The organism is Variovorax sp. 679 (assembly GCF_003952185.1).
Classification (GTDB): Bacteria; Pseudomonadota; Gammaproteobacteria; order Burkholderiales; family Burkholderiaceae_C; genus Variovorax.
Window position 1 is genome coordinate 59698 of sequence record NZ_RXFS01000004.1, and the last position, 18103, is coordinate 77800.

At 65.6% G+C, this 18103-nt stretch carries 19 protein-coding genes; 1 reads left to right on the forward strand and 18 read right to left on the reverse strand.

Annotated features, from left to right (window positions below):
• Positions 1-7: 7 nt before the first annotated feature.
• From EJO71_RS10735 to EJO71_RS10745, 3 genes are all read right to left on the reverse strand, one after another.
• Positions 8-1153, reverse strand: coding sequence for a polysaccharide pyruvyl transferase family protein (locus tag EJO71_RS10735; protein WP_125949149.1), 1146 nt, complete (start codon positions 1151-1153; stop codon positions 8-10).
• Positions 1154-1155: 2 nt separating this feature from the next.
• A complete protein-coding gene (locus EJO71_RS10740) occupies positions 1156-2232 on the reverse strand; it encodes a hypothetical protein (protein ID WP_240651358.1) in 1077 nt (358 codons plus the stop codon).
• 128 nt (positions 2233-2360) lie between these two features.
• Positions 2361-3083, reverse strand: a complete 723-nt coding sequence (locus EJO71_RS10745; RefSeq protein WP_125948708.1) for a sugar transferase — start codon at positions 3081-3083, stop codon at positions 2361-2363.
• Here EJO71_RS10745 and EJO71_RS34305 point away from each other — a divergent pair.
• Positions 3082-3237, forward strand: coding sequence for a hypothetical protein (locus tag EJO71_RS34305; RefSeq protein WP_164546806.1), 156 nt, complete (start codon positions 3082-3084; stop codon positions 3235-3237). The two genes, EJO71_RS10745 and EJO71_RS34305, sit on opposite strands and share 2 nt — an antisense overlap.
• A gap of 169 nt (positions 3238-3406) precedes the next feature.
• Here the strand turns inward: EJO71_RS34305 and EJO71_RS10750 are convergent, their stop codons facing one another.
• From EJO71_RS10750 to EJO71_RS10820, 15 genes are all read right to left on the reverse strand, one after another.
• Positions 3407-5671 (reverse strand): polysaccharide biosynthesis tyrosine autokinase, encoded by a 2265-nt coding sequence (locus tag EJO71_RS10750; protein ID WP_125948709.1) that lies wholly within the window; start codon positions 5669-5671, stop codon positions 3407-3409.
• Complete coding sequence (locus EJO71_RS10755) at positions 5668-6129, reverse strand: low molecular weight protein-tyrosine-phosphatase (protein ID WP_125948710.1); 462 nt, start codon at positions 6127-6129, stop codon at positions 5668-5670. Before EJO71_RS10755 ends, EJO71_RS10750 begins: the two co-directional genes overlap by 4 nt.
• A complete protein-coding gene (locus EJO71_RS10760) occupies positions 6126-7292 on the reverse strand; it encodes a polysaccharide biosynthesis/export family protein (RefSeq protein WP_125948711.1) in 1167 nt (388 codons plus the stop codon). The genes EJO71_RS10755 and EJO71_RS10760 overlap by 4 nt, the downstream gene beginning before the upstream one ends.
• A 923-nt stretch (positions 7293-8215) precedes the next feature.
• Positions 8216-8419 carry a hypothetical protein gene (locus EJO71_RS10765; protein WP_164546807.1) on the reverse strand — a complete coding sequence of 68 codons (204 nt, stop codon included), beginning with the start codon at positions 8417-8419 and terminating at the stop codon, positions 8216-8218.
• A gap of 191 nt (positions 8420-8610) precedes the next feature.
• Positions 8611-9600 carry a 2-dehydropantoate 2-reductase gene (locus tag EJO71_RS10770; RefSeq protein WP_125948712.1) on the reverse strand — a complete coding sequence of 330 codons (990 nt, stop codon included), beginning with the start codon at positions 9598-9600 and terminating at the stop codon, positions 8611-8613.
• 18 nt (positions 9601-9618) lie between these two features.
• Positions 9619-10419 carry a class II aldolase/adducin family protein gene (locus EJO71_RS10775; RefSeq protein ID WP_125948713.1) on the reverse strand — a complete coding sequence of 267 codons (801 nt, stop codon included), beginning with the start codon at positions 10417-10419 and terminating at the stop codon, positions 9619-9621.
• A gap of 142 nt (positions 10420-10561) precedes the next feature.
• The gene (locus EJO71_RS10780; protein WP_125948714.1) at positions 10562-11557 is read right to left on the reverse strand and encodes a Bug family tripartite tricarboxylate transporter substrate binding protein; all 996 of its coding nucleotides are present in this window, start codon (positions 11555-11557) and stop codon (positions 10562-10564) included.
• 36 nt (positions 11558-11593) lie between these two features.
• Positions 11594-13339: a dihydroxy-acid dehydratase gene (ilvD, locus tag EJO71_RS10785; protein ID WP_125948715.1), complete on the reverse strand. Its 1746-nt coding sequence runs from the start codon at positions 13337-13339 to the stop codon at positions 11594-11596.
• Positions 13340-13382: 43 nt separating this feature from the next.
• A complete protein-coding gene (locus tag EJO71_RS10790) occupies positions 13383-13853 on the reverse strand; it encodes a nuclear transport factor 2 family protein (protein WP_125948716.1) in 471 nt (156 codons plus the stop codon).
• 32 nt (positions 13854-13885) lie between these two features.
• Positions 13886-14707 (reverse strand): 4-hydroxy-2-oxoheptanedioate aldolase, encoded by an 822-nt coding sequence (gene hpaI, locus EJO71_RS10795; protein WP_125948717.1) that lies wholly within the window; start codon positions 14705-14707, stop codon positions 13886-13888.
• Between the two features lie 9 nt (positions 14708-14716).
• Complete coding sequence (gene hpaH / locus EJO71_RS10800; protein ID WP_125948718.1) at positions 14717-15520, reverse strand: 2-oxo-hept-4-ene-1,7-dioate hydratase; 804 nt, start codon at positions 15518-15520, stop codon at positions 14717-14719.
• Positions 15521-15546: 26 nt separating this feature from the next.
• Complete coding sequence (locus tag EJO71_RS10805) at positions 15547-15954, reverse strand: 5-carboxymethyl-2-hydroxymuconate Delta-isomerase (RefSeq protein WP_125948719.1); 408 nt, start codon at positions 15952-15954, stop codon at positions 15547-15549.
• Positions 15955-15970: 16 nt separating this feature from the next.
• Positions 15971-16798, reverse strand: a complete 828-nt coding sequence (locus EJO71_RS10810; protein ID WP_125948720.1) for an extradiol ring-cleavage dioxygenase — start codon at positions 16796-16798, stop codon at positions 15971-15973.
• A complete protein-coding gene (locus tag EJO71_RS10815; protein WP_056588131.1) occupies positions 16795-17130 on the reverse strand; it encodes an aromatic ring-opening dioxygenase LigA in 336 nt (111 codons plus the stop codon). The genes EJO71_RS10810 and EJO71_RS10815 overlap by 4 nt, the downstream gene beginning before the upstream one ends.
• Positions 17131-17133: 3 nt before the next feature.
• Positions 17134-18102: a tripartite tricarboxylate transporter substrate binding protein gene (locus EJO71_RS10820; RefSeq protein ID WP_125949152.1), complete on the reverse strand. Its 969-nt coding sequence runs from the start codon at positions 18100-18102 to the stop codon at positions 17134-17136.
• Between the last annotated feature and the right edge of the window lies 1 nt (position 18103).

Consider the following 18103-nt stretch of genomic DNA (forward strand, 5'->3'; position numbering starts at 1 on the left):
CCTCGGGTCAGATCAATGCGTGGGTTCCGGCGATGACGGCGGACTGCAGCTCGTGCAGCCGCTCGCGGTCGTTGCGTGCCTGGAGCAGCGCCAGCACGGAGGCCTTCAGCTCGTCGTGCCGCGGCGAGAGGCCGAACAGGTGCTGGGTGCGGTTCGTGAGCTGGAAGAAGGACTCGACCTTCTTGTCCCAATTCATTCCGATGGACGGAATGCCCAGGCTGTAGGCGACGATGTTCGCGTGCAGCCTGTGGGCGGCGATGCAGGAGCAGGCGCTGATCAGCGTGACGAGGTCGTCGGGGCGCTTCGGAACCGCGAACGAGAAGTTCTGCGCCGTCGCGCGCGAGGAAATCTCGGCCAGGACCTTGTTGTCCTCCGCCGCGCCGTTCGTGAAGTACAGCACCCGGGCGCCTTCGGCCTGCAGCGCTTCGGCCAGGCCCGAGAAGAAATCCGCCGAGCCGACGGCGCGCGTGCTGCCGTACTCCGAATTCATCACCAGGGCATCGAGGCTGCTGACGCAGATGCCGACGTCCCACTTCTTCTCCGGCGAGAGCTCTTCCGAGAAGGCGCTTGCGCAGACCAGCGCCGGGTCGGGAACCACGCTGATCCGGCTGCGCGGAATGCGGAAGAAGGCGTGCAGGTTGTTCGCCGAGTCCACGTCGCGCGTGGCGTAGAAGACGGGCGCGGCGTTCTGGAGGAACTTGCCCACGAGCAGCTTTCCCCAGAACGACCACCTGGCCGTGACCCCGACCGACACCACCGCCACCTTCTTCCCGCGCAGCAGCCTGCCGAGGAAGAAGAGCTTCGACGGGAAGTTCAGCGCCACGTCGCAGAAGAGCTGGCCGCCGCCGATGATGACGAGGTCGGCATCGGCCACCGCTGCCTGCCACTGCCTGCGCCAGCCCAGCAGGTAGTTCTTGAGGCAGTACGCGAAAACGATTGCGGAACGCAGCAGGGAAGGGAGCTTCTGGAAGACACCGAACGCGCCGCCGCCGCGCAGGTTGGCTTCGTCGAATGCGACGCGCCCGGCGATGTCGAGGAACTCGACCTTCACGCCCGGGTACTTCATGTCCGCGATGTGGGCGAGCGATGCCGCGATGACGCCGTCGCCCAGGTTGTCGCTGAACGGCACGGCGCAAATAAGGATTTTTTTCATCTTCATCTCGGAATTGGTTTGTTCTCGGACACCTTGATGGCAATGAGGTAAAGCATCACGGAGGTCAAATGCCTGGTGAAGCTTCCGAGATCGGGTTCGAATATCAATTGCACGAGGATGTGCGCAATGAACAGGCTGCCGAAGAACCGGGGCTCGAAGCGCTCCGGCTCCCGTTTCGATTTTTTCTTCGCCTTGTAGAGAATGATCAGCATGGCGGCGATCATCAATTGCATGAATGCGTCGCTCGGCGTCTGGAAGTAGAGAACGGGCGTGATCAGCACCGTCGCCGCATAGACGTAATTCACCAGGAAGCCAGGGCCGGTGGCGGGCGACGCGATATTGGTGAAGGCCGTGCGGTTGTCGCTGCCGATCTGCTCCGCATAGGCATTGGAGGTATCGCGGGGCGATTGCAGGGTCTGCAGGAGACTGGAAGGTGCCGCCAGAATTGCGCCGGCGACCACGATTGCGGCCAGGACGTGGTATTTGAGCGGGCGCCGCCAGAGGTAATGGACGATGAAGAATACGCCGACGATCAGCAAATAGTAATTCCGGACGAAAACCCCGTAGATCGCATAAAGGCCGAGAAAAGCCCCGACGGTGAGAAATCTGGAAGTCCGGAAATAGATCGTCGTCACGGTGATGCACATGGTCATGATGAGCACCACCGTCTCCTTCGACGGAGCGAACATGTTCAGCATGATGCAGGGCGCGATCAGCAGAAGCCGCGAGAAGAAATCGCCGGCCTTGCGGATGTTGCGCGTTGCAAAGAAAAGAAAGATCGCGCTGCTGATGCAGGTGAAGACGTCGAGATTGTTCGACCCGATGATGCTGAAGAGGGCGGCCGTGACGGCGAACGAATTGTCCATTTCGTCCGTTCCGCCGTAATTCAGGATCTCGAGAATCTTTGCCGAGTCGACGCTCCATTTCTCGGGAAGCATTTCCCGGAAATACGCATAGATGATCACGTACACGAACACGATCAGCACCCCGGCAATCGAGTACTGGTTGAAGCGGCGCGTGCCTCTTCTTATTGTTGTTGTTCGTGCAGTCGCGGCCGGACCTGGAATGGCGTGGCTCATCCGCATGTGGATTCCAATCCGATCATTTCCAAAGCGAAAGAAAGTCTGTCCGGCCTTGCGGCGTGGACTCCGTGGAGGGCGAACCCCGGCCGAACCGGCCGGGGCCGGTCATCCGTGGCCGGCGAGATTCAGCGCGACCCGTGACCGGCGGCAACCACCCAGATGGTCCTGAAGAAGATGTCCACGTCCCTCGACACGGAGAGGGTTTCGACATACCTCACGTCGAGCGCGACACGCGCGTTGTAGGTCAGCTGATTGCGTCCGCTGACCTGCCAGAGGCCGGTGATTCCGGGCCGGACGGCGCAGTAATGCGACCAGTCCTGGCCGTAGAGCTCCTTCTGTTCCAGCATGCAGGGGCGAGGGCCGATCAGGCTCATGTCGCCCACCAGCACGTTCCAGAATTGCGGCAATTCGTCCAGGCTCGTCTTGCGGATGAATTTGCCGAAAGGAGTGATGCGCGGGTCGTCATCCAGCTTCTGGTATTCGTCCCATTGCCGGCGCGCCTCGGGGTTGTTCTTCAGGTGCTCCTCGAGCACCTGGGCCGAATTGGCGATCATCGAGCGGAATTTGTAGAACCTGAATACCCGCCCGTCTTTTCCGTAGCGCGGCTGGTAATAAAGGACCGGGGCGCCGGAGCTGATCATCACGAAGAGCCCGATCAGCACGAACAGCCAGCCGAAGGCGGCGAAGAAGAACAATGCGGCTGCGATATCCACAGACCTTTTTCCGGCGCGCAGAATGGCCGGATGTCGGATTCCATTCCTCGAGCCGCCGCGGGACATTCCTCCATTTGCATCCGGAATGTCCCAGCCTTGCGGCACCAGCGATTCTTCCGGACGGAGATTTCCCATGGGATTTCTCCATCCGGATTTGAAGCGCGACAAGATTTCCCGTCGAAATACCTTCATTTTTGACGCACCTTTCCTCACGCGTGCAAATGCCCGCATGTCCTCTGGTTATGGCCTGGTTTTTTTGGCCGACACTACCCGCACAAATGCCTCTTAGTGTCTGCAATGCAGAAACTATTGCGCGGCCAAATGACTCGATGAAGGCAATACCAATGAACTAATTGTCATTTGTAATGCCTTGTTATTCAGAATACTATTTAAGTATTTGATCGATGCACTGGAAAGCCCGAGTGCATGATTTTTAATTTAACTCCAATTCCGCTGGCTCAAGTGGAATCCCTGTTGGCATTGTATGTGTATTGCAACTGCTTGTAAGCGCCGTATTTGTAACCCCCGCTTCCAGCGTGCCGGCGGCTTAGATCTATAGCATTCAGAATTACGCCATTTACCGATCTGCCCGCGTGCGCCAGCCTTCTGACGCTTTCGTTCAATTCGCCGAGCTGGGTTTTTTCGGCGCGTGCGACGAGCAGCAGGGTGCTGGCAAGGGGCGCGACCGAGGCGGTGTCGGCGGCCACGAGAACCGGGGCCGTATCGATGATCACGAGGTCGTATTGCGGCGACAGCTTTTCCAGCACCTGGACGAACGACTCGCTGGTGAGCAGCTCCGCCGGATTCGGCGGAAGCACGCCCGTGGTGATGACGTCCAGGTTGGGCAGCACCGCCGGGCGGATGGCCCGGCTGAAATCGAGCGTGCCGGCGATCAGCTCGGACAGCCCCGAAGACCGCTGGATCGACAGGAACTGGTTGACCCGGCCCTTGCGCAGGTCCGCGTCGATCAGGAGCACGCGCTTTCCGGTGGCGGCGCTGATCGCCGCGAAGTTGACCGAGATGAAGGTCTTGCCGACGCCGGGCGTCGCGCCCGAGATGAGCAGCCGGTTGTTGGTCGCCTCCAGCATCGCGAACTGCAGCGCGGTGCGCAGGCTGCGAAGGCTTTCCACCGCCGGGTCTTCGGGGTGGAGGTGCGCCAGCACGTGCTTGCCGCTGGCCTTGTTCTCGATGTTCCTGTCGATGGTGCGCTGGGCGGGGCTCAGCGGAATGCTGCTGTAGACGTTGAGCCCGGTGTGGCTCTCGATCTCGCCCGGGTTGCGGATGCCGCCGAAGAAGGAACTGCGGGCGATCGCGGCGCCGATGCCGGCGGCCAGCCCGAGGATCGCCGCCAGCGCGATGACCAGCGGCCGCTTGGGCCACACCGGTTCTTCCGGAACGATGGCCTCGTCAAGCAGGCGCACGTTGCCCACCTTGCCTTCCTTGGCCAGCCGCATCTGCAGCGAGCTGTTGAGCAGCGACACGTACAGGTCGGTATTCACCTTGATGTCGCGCTGCATGCGCACGGTGTTCTGCTGCAGCTCGGGCATCTTGCGGATGCGCGCGTCGATGGTGGCGATCGCGCTCTTCCAAGCGGCGACCTGGGTGTCGAGCGTCTGCACGGCGGGGTGCTCGTTCGTGAAGCGCGCGGTGAGCTCGCGCCGCTTCTGCTCCGCCTCAAGCAGCCTGGACTGCAGGTCGACCGTCTGCGTCAGCGCGTTCTTCGCCTCGTCGTCGAGGCTGACCGTGCCGTTCTGGTTGCGGTAGCGGTTGTAGACGTCCTCGGACTGCTCCAGCTGCTTCTTGAACTGCGGCAGCGCGCCGTCGAGGAAGCCCAGCGTCTTCTCGGCCTCGGCCGCCTTGCGCTCCATGTTCTGGCGCACGTAGAGGCGCCCGATCTCGTTGAGCAGCTGCGTGAGCTTGTCGGCATCGGGGCCCTTCCAGCTCACGTCGAGCACGCCCGACTGCTTGCCCTTTTCCACCACCTTCAGGCTGTCCTGCAGCGCGAGGAGCGTGAGCTGGGTGGAAGACCGCACGAGCACGAACTGCGCGCCCGGCCTGGCGCTGATGCTGCTGACCATCAGGCTCAGCTTGCCGTTGGGCACGCCCGGAACATTCGCCTCCAGCAAGGTGCCGATGGTGCCTTTCATCGGCGTGTCGATGTCGGGGTTGCCCAGCTCGTACTGGCCGTCGTTGCCGACCGTCAGCGTGAACTGCTTGTCCTCGAAGTCGGCGGGCACGTCGAACTTCGCAACCAGGATCTTCTCGGTGCCCGTCACGTAGCCTGAGAGGCCCATGAAGCCCGGCTCCGACAGCTCGGTGGCGCGGCGCGAGAGCCAGCTGCCCACGATGGGCGCGTAGCGCGGCCGCGCGCTGATGTAGAGCTTGGTGTTCTCCACCGCCTTGCCGAGGATGGCGCGCGAGCGAAGGATCTCGATCTCGCCCGCGGCCGGCGTCTTCACGCTCAGCAGCGAGGAGGCGGCATCGCCCAGGAAGCTCCCTGCGGAGTTGCCGGAGTCTTCCACCTGTACAGCGAGGTTGGCCTCGTAGACGGGCTTGCCGAGGAGGGCATAGGCCGTGCCCAGGAGCACGGCCGCCGCGGCGATGGCCGAAACGAGCCAGCGGTTGTCGATGAGGATGTCCAGGTACTCGGCCAGGTTGATGCCGCTCTCGTCCTCTTCCAGTACCTGCATCGGCGGCAGCGCGGCTTGCTGGGGTGCGTTCATGTCGATTGCTGCTCGGGGTTCGTGATTTTCAGAATGCGCTCGATCCATGCGCGCGTGCCGGTGTCGATGAGGGCCAGGGCGTGTTCGAACGCGGCCTCGCCCTGACGGTAGGGGTCGGGCACGTCCTGCCCCTGCCCCGCGAACTCGGCGATGCGGAAGACCTTGCCGCGCACGAAGGGATAGGTGGACTCGAGGTGGCGGCGCTGCTCGCGGTCCATCACCAGGATCAGGTCGGCCTGCCGGCACAGCAGCTGGCTCACCTGCTGCGCGACGTGGCCCGAGATGTCGAGGCCGCGCCGTCGCATGAGCGCCTGTGCCGTCTCGTCGGCCGGCTGGCCGACGAGCGCGCCGGTACCGGCCGAGAACACGCGCAGGTGCGGCAGGCCCGCGGCAAGCAGGCCTTCCGCCATCGGGCTTCGGCAGATGTTGCCGATGCAGACTGTCAGCACGGATCTCATCGGTGGTTCATGTAGACGCGGTCGCCGATGTCGAGCACCTGGGCCGCGGGGAGGATCAGGCTGGCCACGCGGTTCCAGCTGACCAGCGGCACGGAGTCGATGTAGACGACGTCGCGCGGCTGCAGCGGAAAGCGGTCGGCCAGTGCCAGCGCGGCGGGGTTCTTCGCGTTCAGGTGGAAGACCGAGGGCGAGCCCTTCGCGTTGCCGCTGTTGTTGCGCACGACGTAGATCTGCCCCGGGTTCGCCGTGCCCAGGCTCGCGCTGCCGGCCTCGCCCAGCGCCTCGTTGAGGCTGAGCCTGCCGTTGTGCATGGTCAGCGCCGAGGGCTTGAGCACTTCGCCCATCACGAACACCTTGCTCTCGTCGCGGTTGCGCACCTGCACCACGTCGCCGTTGCGCAGCGGGATGTCGCTTGCGCTGCTGCCCAGGTCCTGCAGCTTCGGCAGGTCGATGAGCGTGGTCCTGTCGCCGCGCGTCAGCGTGATGAACGAGCGGTCGCCGCTCGCGGTGATGCCGCCGGCGCGGTTGAGCGCCTCGGCCAGCGTCATCGGGACGTCGGTGAAGATCTGCAGCCCCGGCGTGCGCACCTCGCCTTCGACAAAAGCGCGGCGGCTGCGGAAGGACTGGATGCGCACCGTCACCTGCGGATCCTTGATGTAGCGCGCGATGCGCCTGGCGATCAGGTCGGACGCCTCGATCTCGGTCAGGCCCTGCATCTGGACGCGGCCGATGTACGGAAAGCTGATCTGCCCGTTGGCGCCGACGATGAAGCCCGGCGCCACGCTGATGCCCGTGGGGTCCACCTGCTGGGAGATCACCGCGCCGGCGTTGGGCAGCAGTTCGGGATGGTCGTAGACGATCACGCCCACCACGTCGCCGGGCCCGATGGTGTAGGCCGGGGCTTCGCCGAACAGGGCCTTCACCTCGGAGGGGATCGACGCCGGTTGCGCCTCGGCCATCGCGCGGATGAGGCTCGGCGAGATCGGGACCAGCGCTTCCTCCGGCGTGCCGTCGGCCGAAAGACGCGGCGCCGGCCCTTGGTCGGGCTCGTAGGCCGCCAGCGAACCGAAGCCCGGCGCGCATCCCTGAAGCAGCAGCAATGCGCCGGCCAGGGCGGTGCTCCACCCCGTCAGGTACAGGTAGCGAGTCAAATGGAACTCCATTGCGAACTTGGTAATTTCAAAAACTGCGATTCCATATGCAAAGCCCGAGCCTGATTTAAGGCTGACTGGCCGGTTAAATCTTTTTATTGACGAAAGACTTATTCCGGGCAATCGGCGCTTTATCGGCAGGCCGGCGGAAAGGAAATTGTCGCTGCCTTCGCGGCACCACTTTTTGGTGGAGTAGACGCAAGAGACGTGTCTATTCGTGGTGCGACCACGCCTTGCTCGTGGTTATCTTCCTGCCTGCTGCCGGAGGCTCTCTTTCCATTGGGGAAAGGGGCTCGGAATGCCTGTTTGTCGAGCACTCCGGAGAATCGAAAAATGCGACTTATTAATTACCCCGCGCAGGTGGGAGATTGTGGTTTCAGGTCCACAAAGTCAGGCTGTATAGGGTTTTTGATATTGCGTTCAAATTTGTTAAAAAGTGTGTCTTGGTAGGAGATGGCTGACAAGCCGTGGGCCAGGAGCATCAATGTGCCTGCTACGGGCGACAGATGGCCTCCGGCAAGGCGCGACCGCCGGGAGTGCCATGCAGGTAGGTTCTTCTGATTAATCGCGAAATTTCCCGCCCCTTGTCGGAGCCGAAAGCACCAAGTGCGTGCAATGGTGTTCCAGAAAATCAATGAATGATTTCAGGCTAATTCGGTGGGTATTCGGGGGCGGTGGCGATTTGCACCATCCCGATGGACACTTTTGTAGTGTTCTTCTATTTGCATCACTCCAGGAGCTGGAAGATGTTTCGGATTTAAATCATTGAAACCTGCTCCGATCCGGCGAAAGCCGGGGCGAATCAGAAAAAAGATTTCAATAACGCCCGGGTCGGGCGCTGAACATGCAAATCCGGGGAAAAAGATTGCGCCGGAATCCGGGCAAATTGAATGCGAATGTTTCTGCGCGGCAGGTCCGCGGCCGGGGGCTGCGGCTTATTGCTCGCGGTCGTCGCCGGGCTGGCCGAGCTGCTTCTTGGCGGAGCGCACACCGCGCAGGACAAGGTACAGCGCGCCGCCCGCGACCAGCACGAAGCCGGCCACCGCGAGGCCGCCCATGCCGAAGGCCCACCACCAGAACAGGCCGCTGATCGGCAGCAGCACCAGTGCCACGAGCAGTTCGATGAAGATCAAGCGCATCCGTCTCTCCCGTTCTTCTCTCATCACGCATGCAGCCTTGTGGGTGTGTAAGAAATCGCTACGTGCATTTTTGAGTGGCGAGAGGATAGCCCAAGAAGAAAAGCGGGGGTTACAGGGTTTGGGCCCCGTAGCTCCACCCGCTTCTTCAGTCTGCGGACCGAACCTGTGTGCCGCCTGACTGGCGGCGGCGCTCAGTACAGCCCGAGCTGCCGCGTCCTCAGCCGCGCCAGCCCGAGCAGCGCGTCGGTGAACGGCGTGGCCACGGCCGTCAGTTCACCGAGTTCGCGCACCACCGTCACCAGCGCGTCGAGTTCGACCGAGCGCCCGGCCTCCACGTCCTGCAGCATGGAAGTCTTGAAGGCGCCGAGCTTCTTCGTGATCTCGTGCCGGTCTTCCGGGCTCTGCGTGATCTCGATGCCGATGCGCCGCCCGATCTCTTTTGCCTCCAGCATCACCGCCGAGATGAAGCCGCGCACGTAGTCGTCGCCCATGATCAGGTCGGTGGTGCAGCCCGTGAGCGCGCTGATCGGGTTCACCGTCATGTTGCCCCACAGCTTGAACCACACGTCCTTCTGGATCTGCGGCGACAGCGTGGTGTCGATGCCGGTGCTCTTCAGCAGCGCCAGCAGCTTCTGCACGCGCGGCGTGGCCTCGCCGGAGGGCTCGCCGATGATCAACCCGTTGCCGAAGTGGTGCCGCACCACGCCCGGGCCGTCGAGCGAGCAGCTTGCGTGCACCACGCAGCCGATCACGTTGCGCGATGGAATGGCCTTGGCAATGGCACCGTCAGGGTCCACGGCCGCGAGCCGGTGGCCGGTGATCTCGCCGCCGAAGCCGCCTTCGAGGAACCACCACGGCACGCCGTTCATCGCCACCAGCACGATGGTGTCGGCACCGATCAGCGGCCCGATGCGCTCGGCCACGCCGGCCAGTGCGGGCGCCTTCACGGCGATGACCACCAGGTCCTGCACGCCGAGGGCTTCCGGGTCGGCCACCGCGTTGACCGGCACGCGCGTGCGCACCTCTCCACCTGTGCTGCCGCGCATCAATGACAGGCCGTCGCGCTGCAGCGCCTCGAGCGTGGCGCCGCGCGCCACCACGTTCAGCCGCTCGCCGGCCTGGGCGAGGCCGACGCCGATCCATCCGCCGATCGCGCCGGCGCCGTAAATGCAAATCTTCATGAGCTCGGTCGCTTCGGTTCAGTTGCGGTAGGAAGGGTCGATGCGGTCCACCTGCCGCACCAGCGCATCGAATACGTCCTGCCCCGCGCCATGCTCGGGGCTGAACTGCAGCGCGTCGCGCGTGCAGCGCTGCGCGATCTCCTCGCTCACCGGAATGGCCTGGCCCATCGAGAAGGTCGCCATCTGGATCTCGCAGGCGCGCTGCAGCGTCCACAGGATCGCGAAGGTCTGCGGCAGCGTCTGTCCCCAGGCCAGCAGGCCGTGGTTGCGCAGGATCACCGCGTTGCGGTCGCCGATGCTCTTCAGCAGGCGCGGGCCTTCGTCGGCATGGATCGTGATGCCCTCGAAGTCGTGGTACGCCACCATGCCGTGCAGCTGCGCGGTATAGAAATTGGTCTGCTGCAGGCCGCCCTGCAGGCAGGCCACCGCCACGCCGGCGGTCGTGTGCGTGTGCATCACGCAGTGCGCGCCGGGCAGGCCGTCATGGATGGCGGCGTGCACCACGAAGCCCGCCGGGTTCACCGGGTACGACGAACCGTCGAGCACCTTGCCCTGCAGGTCGATCTTCACCAGGTTGCTGGCCGTGACCTCGCTGTAGTGCAGGCCGAAGGGATTGATGAGGAACTGCTTCTCGCCACCCGTCACGCTGTCGGGCAGGCGCACGGTGATGTGGTTGTAGATCATCTCCGTCCAGCCCAGCATCGCGAACACGCGATAGCAGGCCGCGAGCTGTTCGCGCGCGGCGCGCTCGTCCGGGTGGATCGAGGGATGGACCAGCGCCGACGTGGAAGACGGCGCACTGGTGGCGAGTGTGTTCATGGCAGTTCCTTCTAAATGGCTTGCTCATTGCGCCAGCCGGTGGTCCTTCGCGGGGAACACCGCGGAACCGGCTTTGCCGGGCCGCCGGTGTTGCCCCTTGAGGGGGATTCGGCTACACGAAGTGAGCAAGAAACGGGGTGGTCTATCCCTCCGCGGTGAAGCCGACTTCCTTGACGATCGGCGCCCACTTGGCGGTGTCCTTCTTCAGCAGTTCCGTCAGCTCGGCCGGCGTGGAAGACATCGCTTCCAGGCCGAAGGTGCCGAGGCCGTCGATCACGTCCTTCTGCGCGAGCGCGTTCTTCATCGCGGTGTTCAGCTTCGCCACCAGTTCGGGCGAGGCCTTGGCCGGCAGGAAGAAGGCGAACCACTCGCTGTGCGCCATGTCCTTCAGGCCCTGTTCGCCGAAGGTGGGCACGTCGGGCACGAAGCGGCTGCGCTTGGCGCCCGACACCCCCAGGATGCGCACCTTGCCGGTGGGCAGGTGCTGCGTGATGTCGCCGATGGGCCCCGACACCGCCGAGATGTTGCCGCCCAGCAGGTCGAGCATGGCCGGCTGCGTGCCGCGGTAGGCCGCGTGCTTGAGTTCGACCTCGCCCTTCTTGCCCAGCAGCGCGCCGATGAAGTGCGGCGTGGAGCCCGACGCCGGCGAGCCGTAGTTGGCGCCGGCCGGATTGGCCTTGGCCCAGGCCAGGAACTCGGGCACGGTCTTCACGCTGGCCGGCACGGCCGGGCCCACGGCAAAGCCGAAGTCGAAGATGCAGGCCAGGCTCACGGGCGTGATGTCGACCATCGGGTCGTACGGCAGCTTCTTGTAGATGTGCGGGTAGATCGTCAGGATCGAGGTCGGCGTCTGCAGGATGGTGCCGCCGTCGGCCGGCTTGCCCTTCACGTAGCCCACGGCGATCTGGCCGCCCGCGCCGGTGCGGTTCTCGACCACCACGGTCTTCGCGTAGTCCCCGCCGAGCTTCGTCGCCAGGCGACGGCAGGTGGTGTCCGACGTACCGCCGGCCGCGAAGCCGGTGACGATGGTCGCGGTCTCGAGGTTCGTCGTCGCCTGCGCGAAGACGTTCTGGCCGAGGCTGGCCATCAAGGCCGATGCGCTGGTGGTCTGCAGGATCTGGCGGCGCGTGAAGCTCATGGTGTCTCTCTCCGGATGGTGGTTATGGAGGATCGATCAGGACTCGTCGCGCAGCCAGGTGACCGCGCCCGAGTGGGTCACGGCGCCCTGGTGGGCAGGGCGCACGGTGAGCGCGTATTTTTCCAGCAGGCCGCCGCGCGCGACCCCCGCGTTTACCTCACGTCCGGCGAGCCGCGCAGCGATTTCCCCGGCCGTGAGATCGGCGGTGATCGAGCGCGCCTCCGCCCGCGCGTCGATCGACACCATGTCGCCGTCGCGCAGCGCCGCGATCGGGCCGCCGTCCGCTGCCTCGGGCCCCGCGTAGCCGATGCACAGGCCGCGCGTCGCGCCGGAGAAGCGCCCGTCGGTCAGCAGCGCCACCTTGTCGCCCATGCCCTGGCCGTAGAGCAGGGCGGTGATGCCCAGCATCTCGCGCATGCCGGGGCTGCCCTTGGGCCCTTCGTTGCGGATCACGATCACGTCGCCCGCTTCGTAGCGGCGGTTCTGCACGGCGGTCTGCGCTTCTTCCTCTGAATTGAAGACGCGCGCCGGGCCGCGAAACACCAGGCCCTTGAGCCCCGCCGTCTTGAGCAGCGCGCCGTCCGGGCAGAGGTTGCCCTTGAGCACCGCCAGCCCGCCGTCGCGCGTGATCGGGTTGCCTGCCTCGCGCACCACGCGGCCGTCGGGTGCGAGGGCGCCGGCCAGTTCCTCGGCCATCGTGCGGCCGGTGAAGGTGAGCGCGTCGCCGTGCAGGAAGCCCTGCTCCAGCAGCGTGCGCAGGATGACGCCCGCGCCGCCGATGTAGAACACGTCGCGCGCCAGGTACTTGCCGCCCGGGCGCAGGTCGGCGATGAGCGGCGTGCGGGCGAAGATCTCGGCCACGTCGTCGAGGTGGAACTTGATGCCCGCCTCATGCGCGATGGCCGGCAGGTGCAGCGCCGCATTGGTCGAGCCGCCGGTGGCCGAGACGATGGCGCAGGCGTTCTCCAGCGCCTTGCGCGTGACGATGTCGCGCGGCAGCGGGCCGTCGCCCATCACCGCCTTCATCAACGTCTTGGCGGCGCGGCGCATCAGCGGCGCGCGTTCGCTGAACACGGCCGGCACCATGCTCGAGCCGATGGGCGCGAGGCCCAGCGCCTCCGACACCATGCCCATGGTGTTGGCCGTGAACTGCCCCGCGCAGGCTCCGGCGGTGGGCAGGCAGGCGCGGCTCATGGCGTCGAGCTCGTCGTGCGTGGCGGTGCCGGCCAGCACCTTGCCGATGGTCTCGTAGGTGTCGACCACGTTGAGGTCCTGCCCGTCCGGCCCCGGCATCTGGCCCGGCAGCGCCGAGCCGCCGTGCACGAACACGCTGGGCACGTTGCAGCGGACCATGCCCATCATCAGCCCCGGCAGGTTCTTGTCGCAGGCGCCGATGGCGAAGATGCCGTCCCACTGGTGGCCGCGCGTGGAGGCTTCCACGCTGTCGGCGATCAGCTCGCGCGAGATCAGCGAGAAGCGCATGCCCGAATGCGCCATCGTCAGCCCGTCGCTGATCGACACCACCGGGCATTCGTGCGGCGTGCCGCCGCCGGCGTAGATGCCGGTCTTGGCGTGCTGCGCCTGCTCGCGCAGGTTGAGGTTGCACGGGCTCATCTCGCCGCCCGTGTGGAACACGCCGACGTGCGGGCGTGCGATGTCCTCGTCGTCCTGGCCCAGCGCGTGCAGGAAGCTGCGCGTGGTCGCGCGGATCGTGCCCTCGCGGATGGTGGCGGAGCGGAAGCGCTTGCTGCTGTCGCTGTTCGGATCGTCGGGCGTGGTCATCGGCTGGCGTCGGAGCTGGCTGGTTTCGAAAGAAGAGGGGCGGTCAGAACATGCCGTTCTTGTTCGCGGCTGTCTCGGGCACGGGCTGCACCACGTCCCAGTGCTCGACGATCTTCCCGTTCTCCAGCTTGAAGATGTCGACGATGGCGCTGCCGCGCGTGCCCGGCTCGCGGATCGCGTTGACGTGCAGGATCACGTAGTCGCCATCGACGAAGCTGCGCTTGATCTCGCTCTTCGAGTTCGGGAACTTCTCGCGCAGGAAGGCGATGAACTTGCGGAAGCCCTCGGGGCCGTCGGCCGCCGTGGGGTTGTGCTGCACGTAGCGGTTGCCCACGTACTGCAGGGCCGCGTCGGCGTCCTTCTGGTTCAGGCCCTTCTCGTAGAAGGCGAGCACGGCCTGGCGGTTGGCTTCCTGCTGGGCGGTGGTTCCCTGCTTGCCGCCGCCCATGGGCGCGCAGGCAGCGAGGAAAAGAGTGGCGGACGCGGCCATGGCGGCCCAGGTCATGCGATGCATCGTCAAGACTCCCCGGTTGAAGAAGAAGGAAATCAGTAGCCGCTGGGCGTCTGAGCGCCCTGGGCGTTCTTGAACTTGGCCGCCAGCTGCTTCGCCGCGGCCGTCAGCACGATGGTGTCTACGCCCACCGCCACGAACAGCGCACCGGCCGCGAGCCACTTGCGCGCCTGCTCTTCCGTGGTCGACAGGATGCCCGGCGCCTTGCCGGCCTTGAGGATGCGCGCGATGGCGTCGGCGATCACCGCCTGCACCTCGGGGTGGTTGGGCTGGCCCACGAAGCCCATCGAGGCCGACAGGTCGGCCGGGCCGATGAACACGCCGTCCACGCCCGGCGTGGCGGCGATGGCGTCGAGGTTCTTCATCGCCTCCACCGTCTCGGCCTGCACCAGCAGGCAGGTCTGCGCGTTGGCTTCGTGCAGGTAGTTGGGGTAGGCCTGCCAGCGCGAGGCACGGGCGAGCGCGCTGCCCATGCCGCGGATGCCCTCGGGCGGGTATCGCATGCCCTGCACCAGCCGCGCGGCCTGCTCGGCGGTGTCGACCATCGGCACCAACAGCGTCTGCGCGCCGATGTCGAGGTACTGCTTGATCAGCGTGGTGTCGCCCACCGGGATACGCACGACCGGGTGCGAGCGGTCTGCCTCGGCCTGCGCCGACCATGCGCTCGAAATGCCCTGCAGCTGCGCGAGCACCGAGCGCACGTCGTTGGGCGCGTGCTCGCCGTCGACCAGCAGCCAGTCGTAGCCGGTGCCGGCCAGGATCTCGGCCACGTAGCCGTCGGCCAGCCCGACCCACAGGCCGATCTGGGGCTTGCCGGCCGCGAGGGCCTGCTTGAAGGTGTTGACGGGGGTGTGCATGGTGTTCGTTCAGGCGAAACGGAAGGAAATGGAGCCCAGCGGGCCGTAGTCGGCATGGAAGGTGTCGCCGGGCACTGCGGTGGTGGGCCGCGTGAACGAGCCACCCAGCACCACTTCGCCGGCCTCCAGGCATTCGTCCCAGGGCGCGAGCTTGTTCGCGAGCCAGGCCACGCCGGTGGCCGGGTGGTTGAGCACGGCCGCGGCCACGCCCGATTCCTCGATCACGCCGTTCTTGAAGAGCAGCGCGCTCACCCAGCGCAGGTCCACCGCGTCGGGCTTCACCGGACGGCCGCCCATCACGATGCCGGCGTTGGCCGCGTTGTCGGAGATGGTGTCGAACACCTTGCGCGGGGCCTTGGTGTGGCGGTCGAACTGCTCGATGCGCGCGTCGATGATCTCGATGGCGGGCACCACGTAGTCGGTGGCGGCAAGCACGTCGAAGATGGTCACGTTCGGGCCCTGCAGCTTCCTGCCGAGGATGAAGGCCAGCTCGACCTCGATGCGCGGCGCGATGAAGCGCTTGAACGGGATATCGCCGCCCTGCTCGAAGAACATGTCGTCCAGCAGCGTGCCGTAGTCGGGCTCGTCGATCTGGCTGGACTGCTGCATGGCGCGCGAGGTCAGGCCGATCTTGTGGCCCTTGACGGTGCGGCCCTCGGCGATCTTGGTCTTCACCCATTCGCGCGAGATGGCGTAGCCGTCCTCGATGGTCATCTCGGGAAAGCGCTTGGAGAAGTGCTCGACCTGCACGCGCGACTTCTCGCTTTCGTGCAGCTCGGCGGCCAGTTGGGCGATGGTGGCTTTGGAGAGCATGTGGGTCCTTCTCTTCTTGTTGTCGTTCAGCTCTTGTTGAACAGCGGATGCAGGTTGCTGTGCTTGCCGTCGTACACCTGCCCCGGGCTTTCGTCGATCTGCAGCGTGATGCCGATGTGGCGCTTCTCGAAGATCGGCGCGAAATGAGCGCGCACGTCGGCCAGCAGTTCGTCGCCGGCCTTCTTCTTCACGGCCTCGGAGCGCCCGGCCGCCATGCGGATGTTGAGGTACACGAAGGCGTAGTCGGCCTTGCCGTCGGCCACCGCGTAGTGCGCGGCGGGGTAGGCCAGCACCCGCGTGCCGCCGATGGGGAACACCGGCTTGTCGGCCTCGTCGCGCTGCTTCAGCATGGTGTCGGCCAGCGTGCGGCACAGGGCCGACATGTCGGTCTCGGCCTCGATGTTCGGCGTGTAGAGGATCACGAGATGGGGCATGGGTGCTGCTCTGTGTTCATTCCACCGACATCGTCGCGGCCGTGCAGGTCACCGCGAAGATCGGGATCGCCTTCATGTGGAAGATCTCGCCCTTGCCGCGCGCGGCGGCCGCCACGCTGATGAAGGTGCGGATCTCGAAGCCGCCCTGGCCCGCTTCGCGGTAGGTGGCCTCGTCGCCGTAGTCGTCCTGCGAGAGCAGCGCCTCGCGGTCGTTGGCGCACCAGCGGCGCATGAACTCGGCGTCCCACTCGGCGTTGACCTTGCCCGAGTCGGGCGTGGCCGGCCAGTGCGAGATGCCGCCCGTGCCCACCAGCGCGATGCGTTCCGGCACCTTGTCGCACGCGCGGCGCAATGCCTCGCCGAAAGCCCAGGCGCGGTGCAGCGGCGTGAGCGGCGGGCCCTGGCAGTTGATGTTCACGGGAATGACCTTGGTGTCGAACTCCGGCGTGAGGAAGTTCAGCGGCACCATGATGCCGTGGTCGAACTTCCACTCCTCGGCATAGGCCACGTCCACCGTCTGCATCACCTCGCGGATCAGCCGCTGCGACAGCGCGGCGTCGCCCGGGATGCGGTGCTTCTCGATGCCCAGCCACTTCGGGTCTTCGATCGGGCCCTCGTAGCTGTCGGCCATGCCGATCGCATAGGCCGGCATGTTGTTCATGAAGAAGTTCGCGAAATGCTCGGCGGCGATCACGATCACCGCGTCGGGCTTCGTCGCGCGCATCGCCTCGCCGAAGCGATGGAACTGCGCGTGGAACTCGTCCTTCACGGCAGGGTCGGCAAGATGCGCGCGGCCGGTGATGCCGGGGGCGTGGCTGCACACGCCTGCGAATACCAAGCTCATACGCCTGCCACCTTTTCGTCTGTACCCGTTGTCATTGCGTAGATGCCGGCGCGCACCGGGCCGTACTTGCGCACACCTTCGCGCATGGCCTCGAGGTAGTCCGCCCATGGAATCCCGAGCAGCGGTGCGAAGTGCATCAGCAGCTGGCCGTTGCAGCCGAGCACGTAGAGCTTGCCGATGTCGCCGGTGTCGATGGCCTCGCGTTCCTCGTCCGTGAAGTCGTAGGCGCCCAGCAGCGCCGCGCGCGTTGCGCCGCCTTCGGCATAGCGCCGCTGCACTTCCTGCTCGCGATTGAGCGCGAACAAAAACTTCTGCATCGCATAGAGGCTCATCGTTCAGCCCTCGATCTGGATGTTGGCCTTGCGGATCACGTCGCCGTACTTCGCGATCTCGCTCTGGATGAAGGCCGCGAAGCGCTCCGGCGTGCCCGACAGCGAGGCGATGCCGCCCTTCTGGAAGGCATCGGTCACGGTGGGGCTCGCGAGCGCGCGGTTCACCTCTGCGTTCATGCGCTGCACGATGGCGTCGGGCGTGCCGGCCGGGGCCAGCAGGCCGTTCCACGAATTGGACTCGATGGGCACACCCTGTTCGGCCAGTGTGGGTATGGCCGGCGCGTACTGCGAGCGCTGCGCGGTCGCCATGCCCAGCGCCACCAGCTTGCCGCTCTGGATGTGGCCGCGGAACTCGGGCCAGTTGCCGAACATCATCGTCACCTGCCCGCCGAGCAGGTCGGTGAGCGCCGGGCCCTGGCCCTTGTAGGGCACGTGCACGATGTCCAGGCCCATCTGCAGCTTCAGCATCTCCCCCGAGAGGTGGGCCGAGGTGCCGTTGCCGAAGGAGGCGAAGCTCAGGGTGCCCGGCTTGGCCTTGGCGGCGTTGCGCAGGTCGGCAAGCGTCTTCAGGCCGCTGTTGGGGGGCGTGGCGAGCACGTGCTCCGACATGCCCATGAGCGCCACGGGGCGCAGGTCCTTCTGCGTGTCGTAGGGCAGCTTGCGGATCAGCGTCTGGTTGGCCGTGAAGCTGTTGGCCACGCAGACGAAGGTGTAGCCGTCGGGCGCGGCCTTTGCGGCGGCGTCCACGCCGATCACCGTGCCCGCGCCGGGCTTGTTGTCGACGATCACCGGCTGGCCCAGCGTCTTCGACAGCTCGGTGCCGACGAGGCGCGCGACGAAGTCGGTGGTGCCGCCGGGCGTGAAGGGCACGATCACGCGGACCGGCTTGGCGGGCCAGTTGCCCTGCGCGCGTGCCAGCGAGGGCAGGGCCGCGAGGGCGGCCGCGCCTTGCAGCAGCGTGCGGCGGTGCATG

Excerpts from the sequence above, each read along its gene's own strand:
- EJO71_RS10735 (WP_125949149.1), bottom strand. The coding sequence starts at position 1,153 with ATGAAAAAAATCCTTATTTGCGCCGTGCCGTTCAGCGACAACCTGGGC.
- EJO71_RS10740 (WP_240651358.1), bottom strand. The coding sequence starts at position 2,232 with ATGAGCCACGCCATTCCAGGTCCGGCCGCGACTGCACGAACAACAACA.
- EJO71_RS34305 (WP_164546806.1), top strand. The coding sequence starts at position 3,082 with ATGGGATTTCTCCATCCGGATTTGAAGCGCGACAAGATTTCCCGTCGA.
- EJO71_RS10745 (WP_125948708.1), bottom strand. The coding sequence starts at position 3,083 with ATGGGAAATCTCCGTCCGGAAGAATCGCTGGTGCCGCAAGGCTGGGAC.
- EJO71_RS10750 (WP_125948709.1), bottom strand. The coding sequence starts at position 5,671 with ATGAACGCACCCCAGCAAGCCGCGCTGCCGCCGATGCAGGTACTGGAA.
- EJO71_RS10755 (WP_125948710.1), bottom strand. The coding sequence starts at position 6,129 with ATGAGATCCGTGCTGACAGTCTGCATCGGCAACATCTGCCGAAGCCCG.
- EJO71_RS10760 (WP_125948711.1), bottom strand. The coding sequence starts at position 7,292 with ATGGAGTTCCATTTGACTCGCTACCTGTACCTGACGGGGTGGAGCACC.
- EJO71_RS10765 (WP_164546807.1), bottom strand. The coding sequence starts at position 8,419 with ATGCGCTTGATCTTCATCGAACTGCTCGTGGCACTGGTGCTGCTGCCG.
- EJO71_RS10770 (WP_125948712.1), bottom strand. The coding sequence starts at position 9,600 with ATGAAGATTTGCATTTACGGCGCCGGCGCGATCGGCGGATGGATCGGC.
- EJO71_RS10775 (WP_125948713.1), bottom strand. The coding sequence starts at position 10,419 with ATGAACACACTCGCCACCAGTGCGCCGTCTTCCACGTCGGCGCTGGTC.
- EJO71_RS10780 (WP_125948714.1), bottom strand. The coding sequence starts at position 11,557 with ATGAGCTTCACGCGCCGCCAGATCCTGCAGACCACCAGCGCATCGGCC.
- ilvD (WP_125948715.1), bottom strand. The coding sequence starts at position 13,339 with ATGACCACGCCCGACGATCCGAACAGCGACAGCAGCAAGCGCTTCCGC.
- EJO71_RS10790 (WP_125948716.1), bottom strand. The coding sequence starts at position 13,853 with ATGCATCGCATGACCTGGGCCGCCATGGCCGCGTCCGCCACTCTTTTC.
- hpaI (WP_125948717.1), bottom strand. The coding sequence starts at position 14,707 with ATGCACACCCCCGTCAACACCTTCAAGCAGGCCCTCGCGGCCGGCAAG.
- hpaH (WP_125948718.1), bottom strand. The coding sequence starts at position 15,520 with ATGCTCTCCAAAGCCACCATCGCCCAACTGGCCGCCGAGCTGCACGAA.
- EJO71_RS10805 (WP_125948719.1), bottom strand. The coding sequence starts at position 15,954 with ATGCCCCATCTCGTGATCCTCTACACGCCGAACATCGAGGCCGAGACC.
- EJO71_RS10810 (WP_125948720.1), bottom strand. The coding sequence starts at position 16,798 with ATGAGCTTGGTATTCGCAGGCGTGTGCAGCCACGCCCCCGGCATCACC.
- EJO71_RS10815 (WP_056588131.1), bottom strand. The coding sequence starts at position 17,130 with ATGAGCCTCTATGCGATGCAGAAGTTTTTGTTCGCGCTCAATCGCGAG.
- EJO71_RS10820 (WP_125949152.1), bottom strand. The coding sequence starts at position 18,102 with ATGCACCGCCGCACGCTGCTGCAAGGCGCGGCCGCCCTCGCGGCCCTG.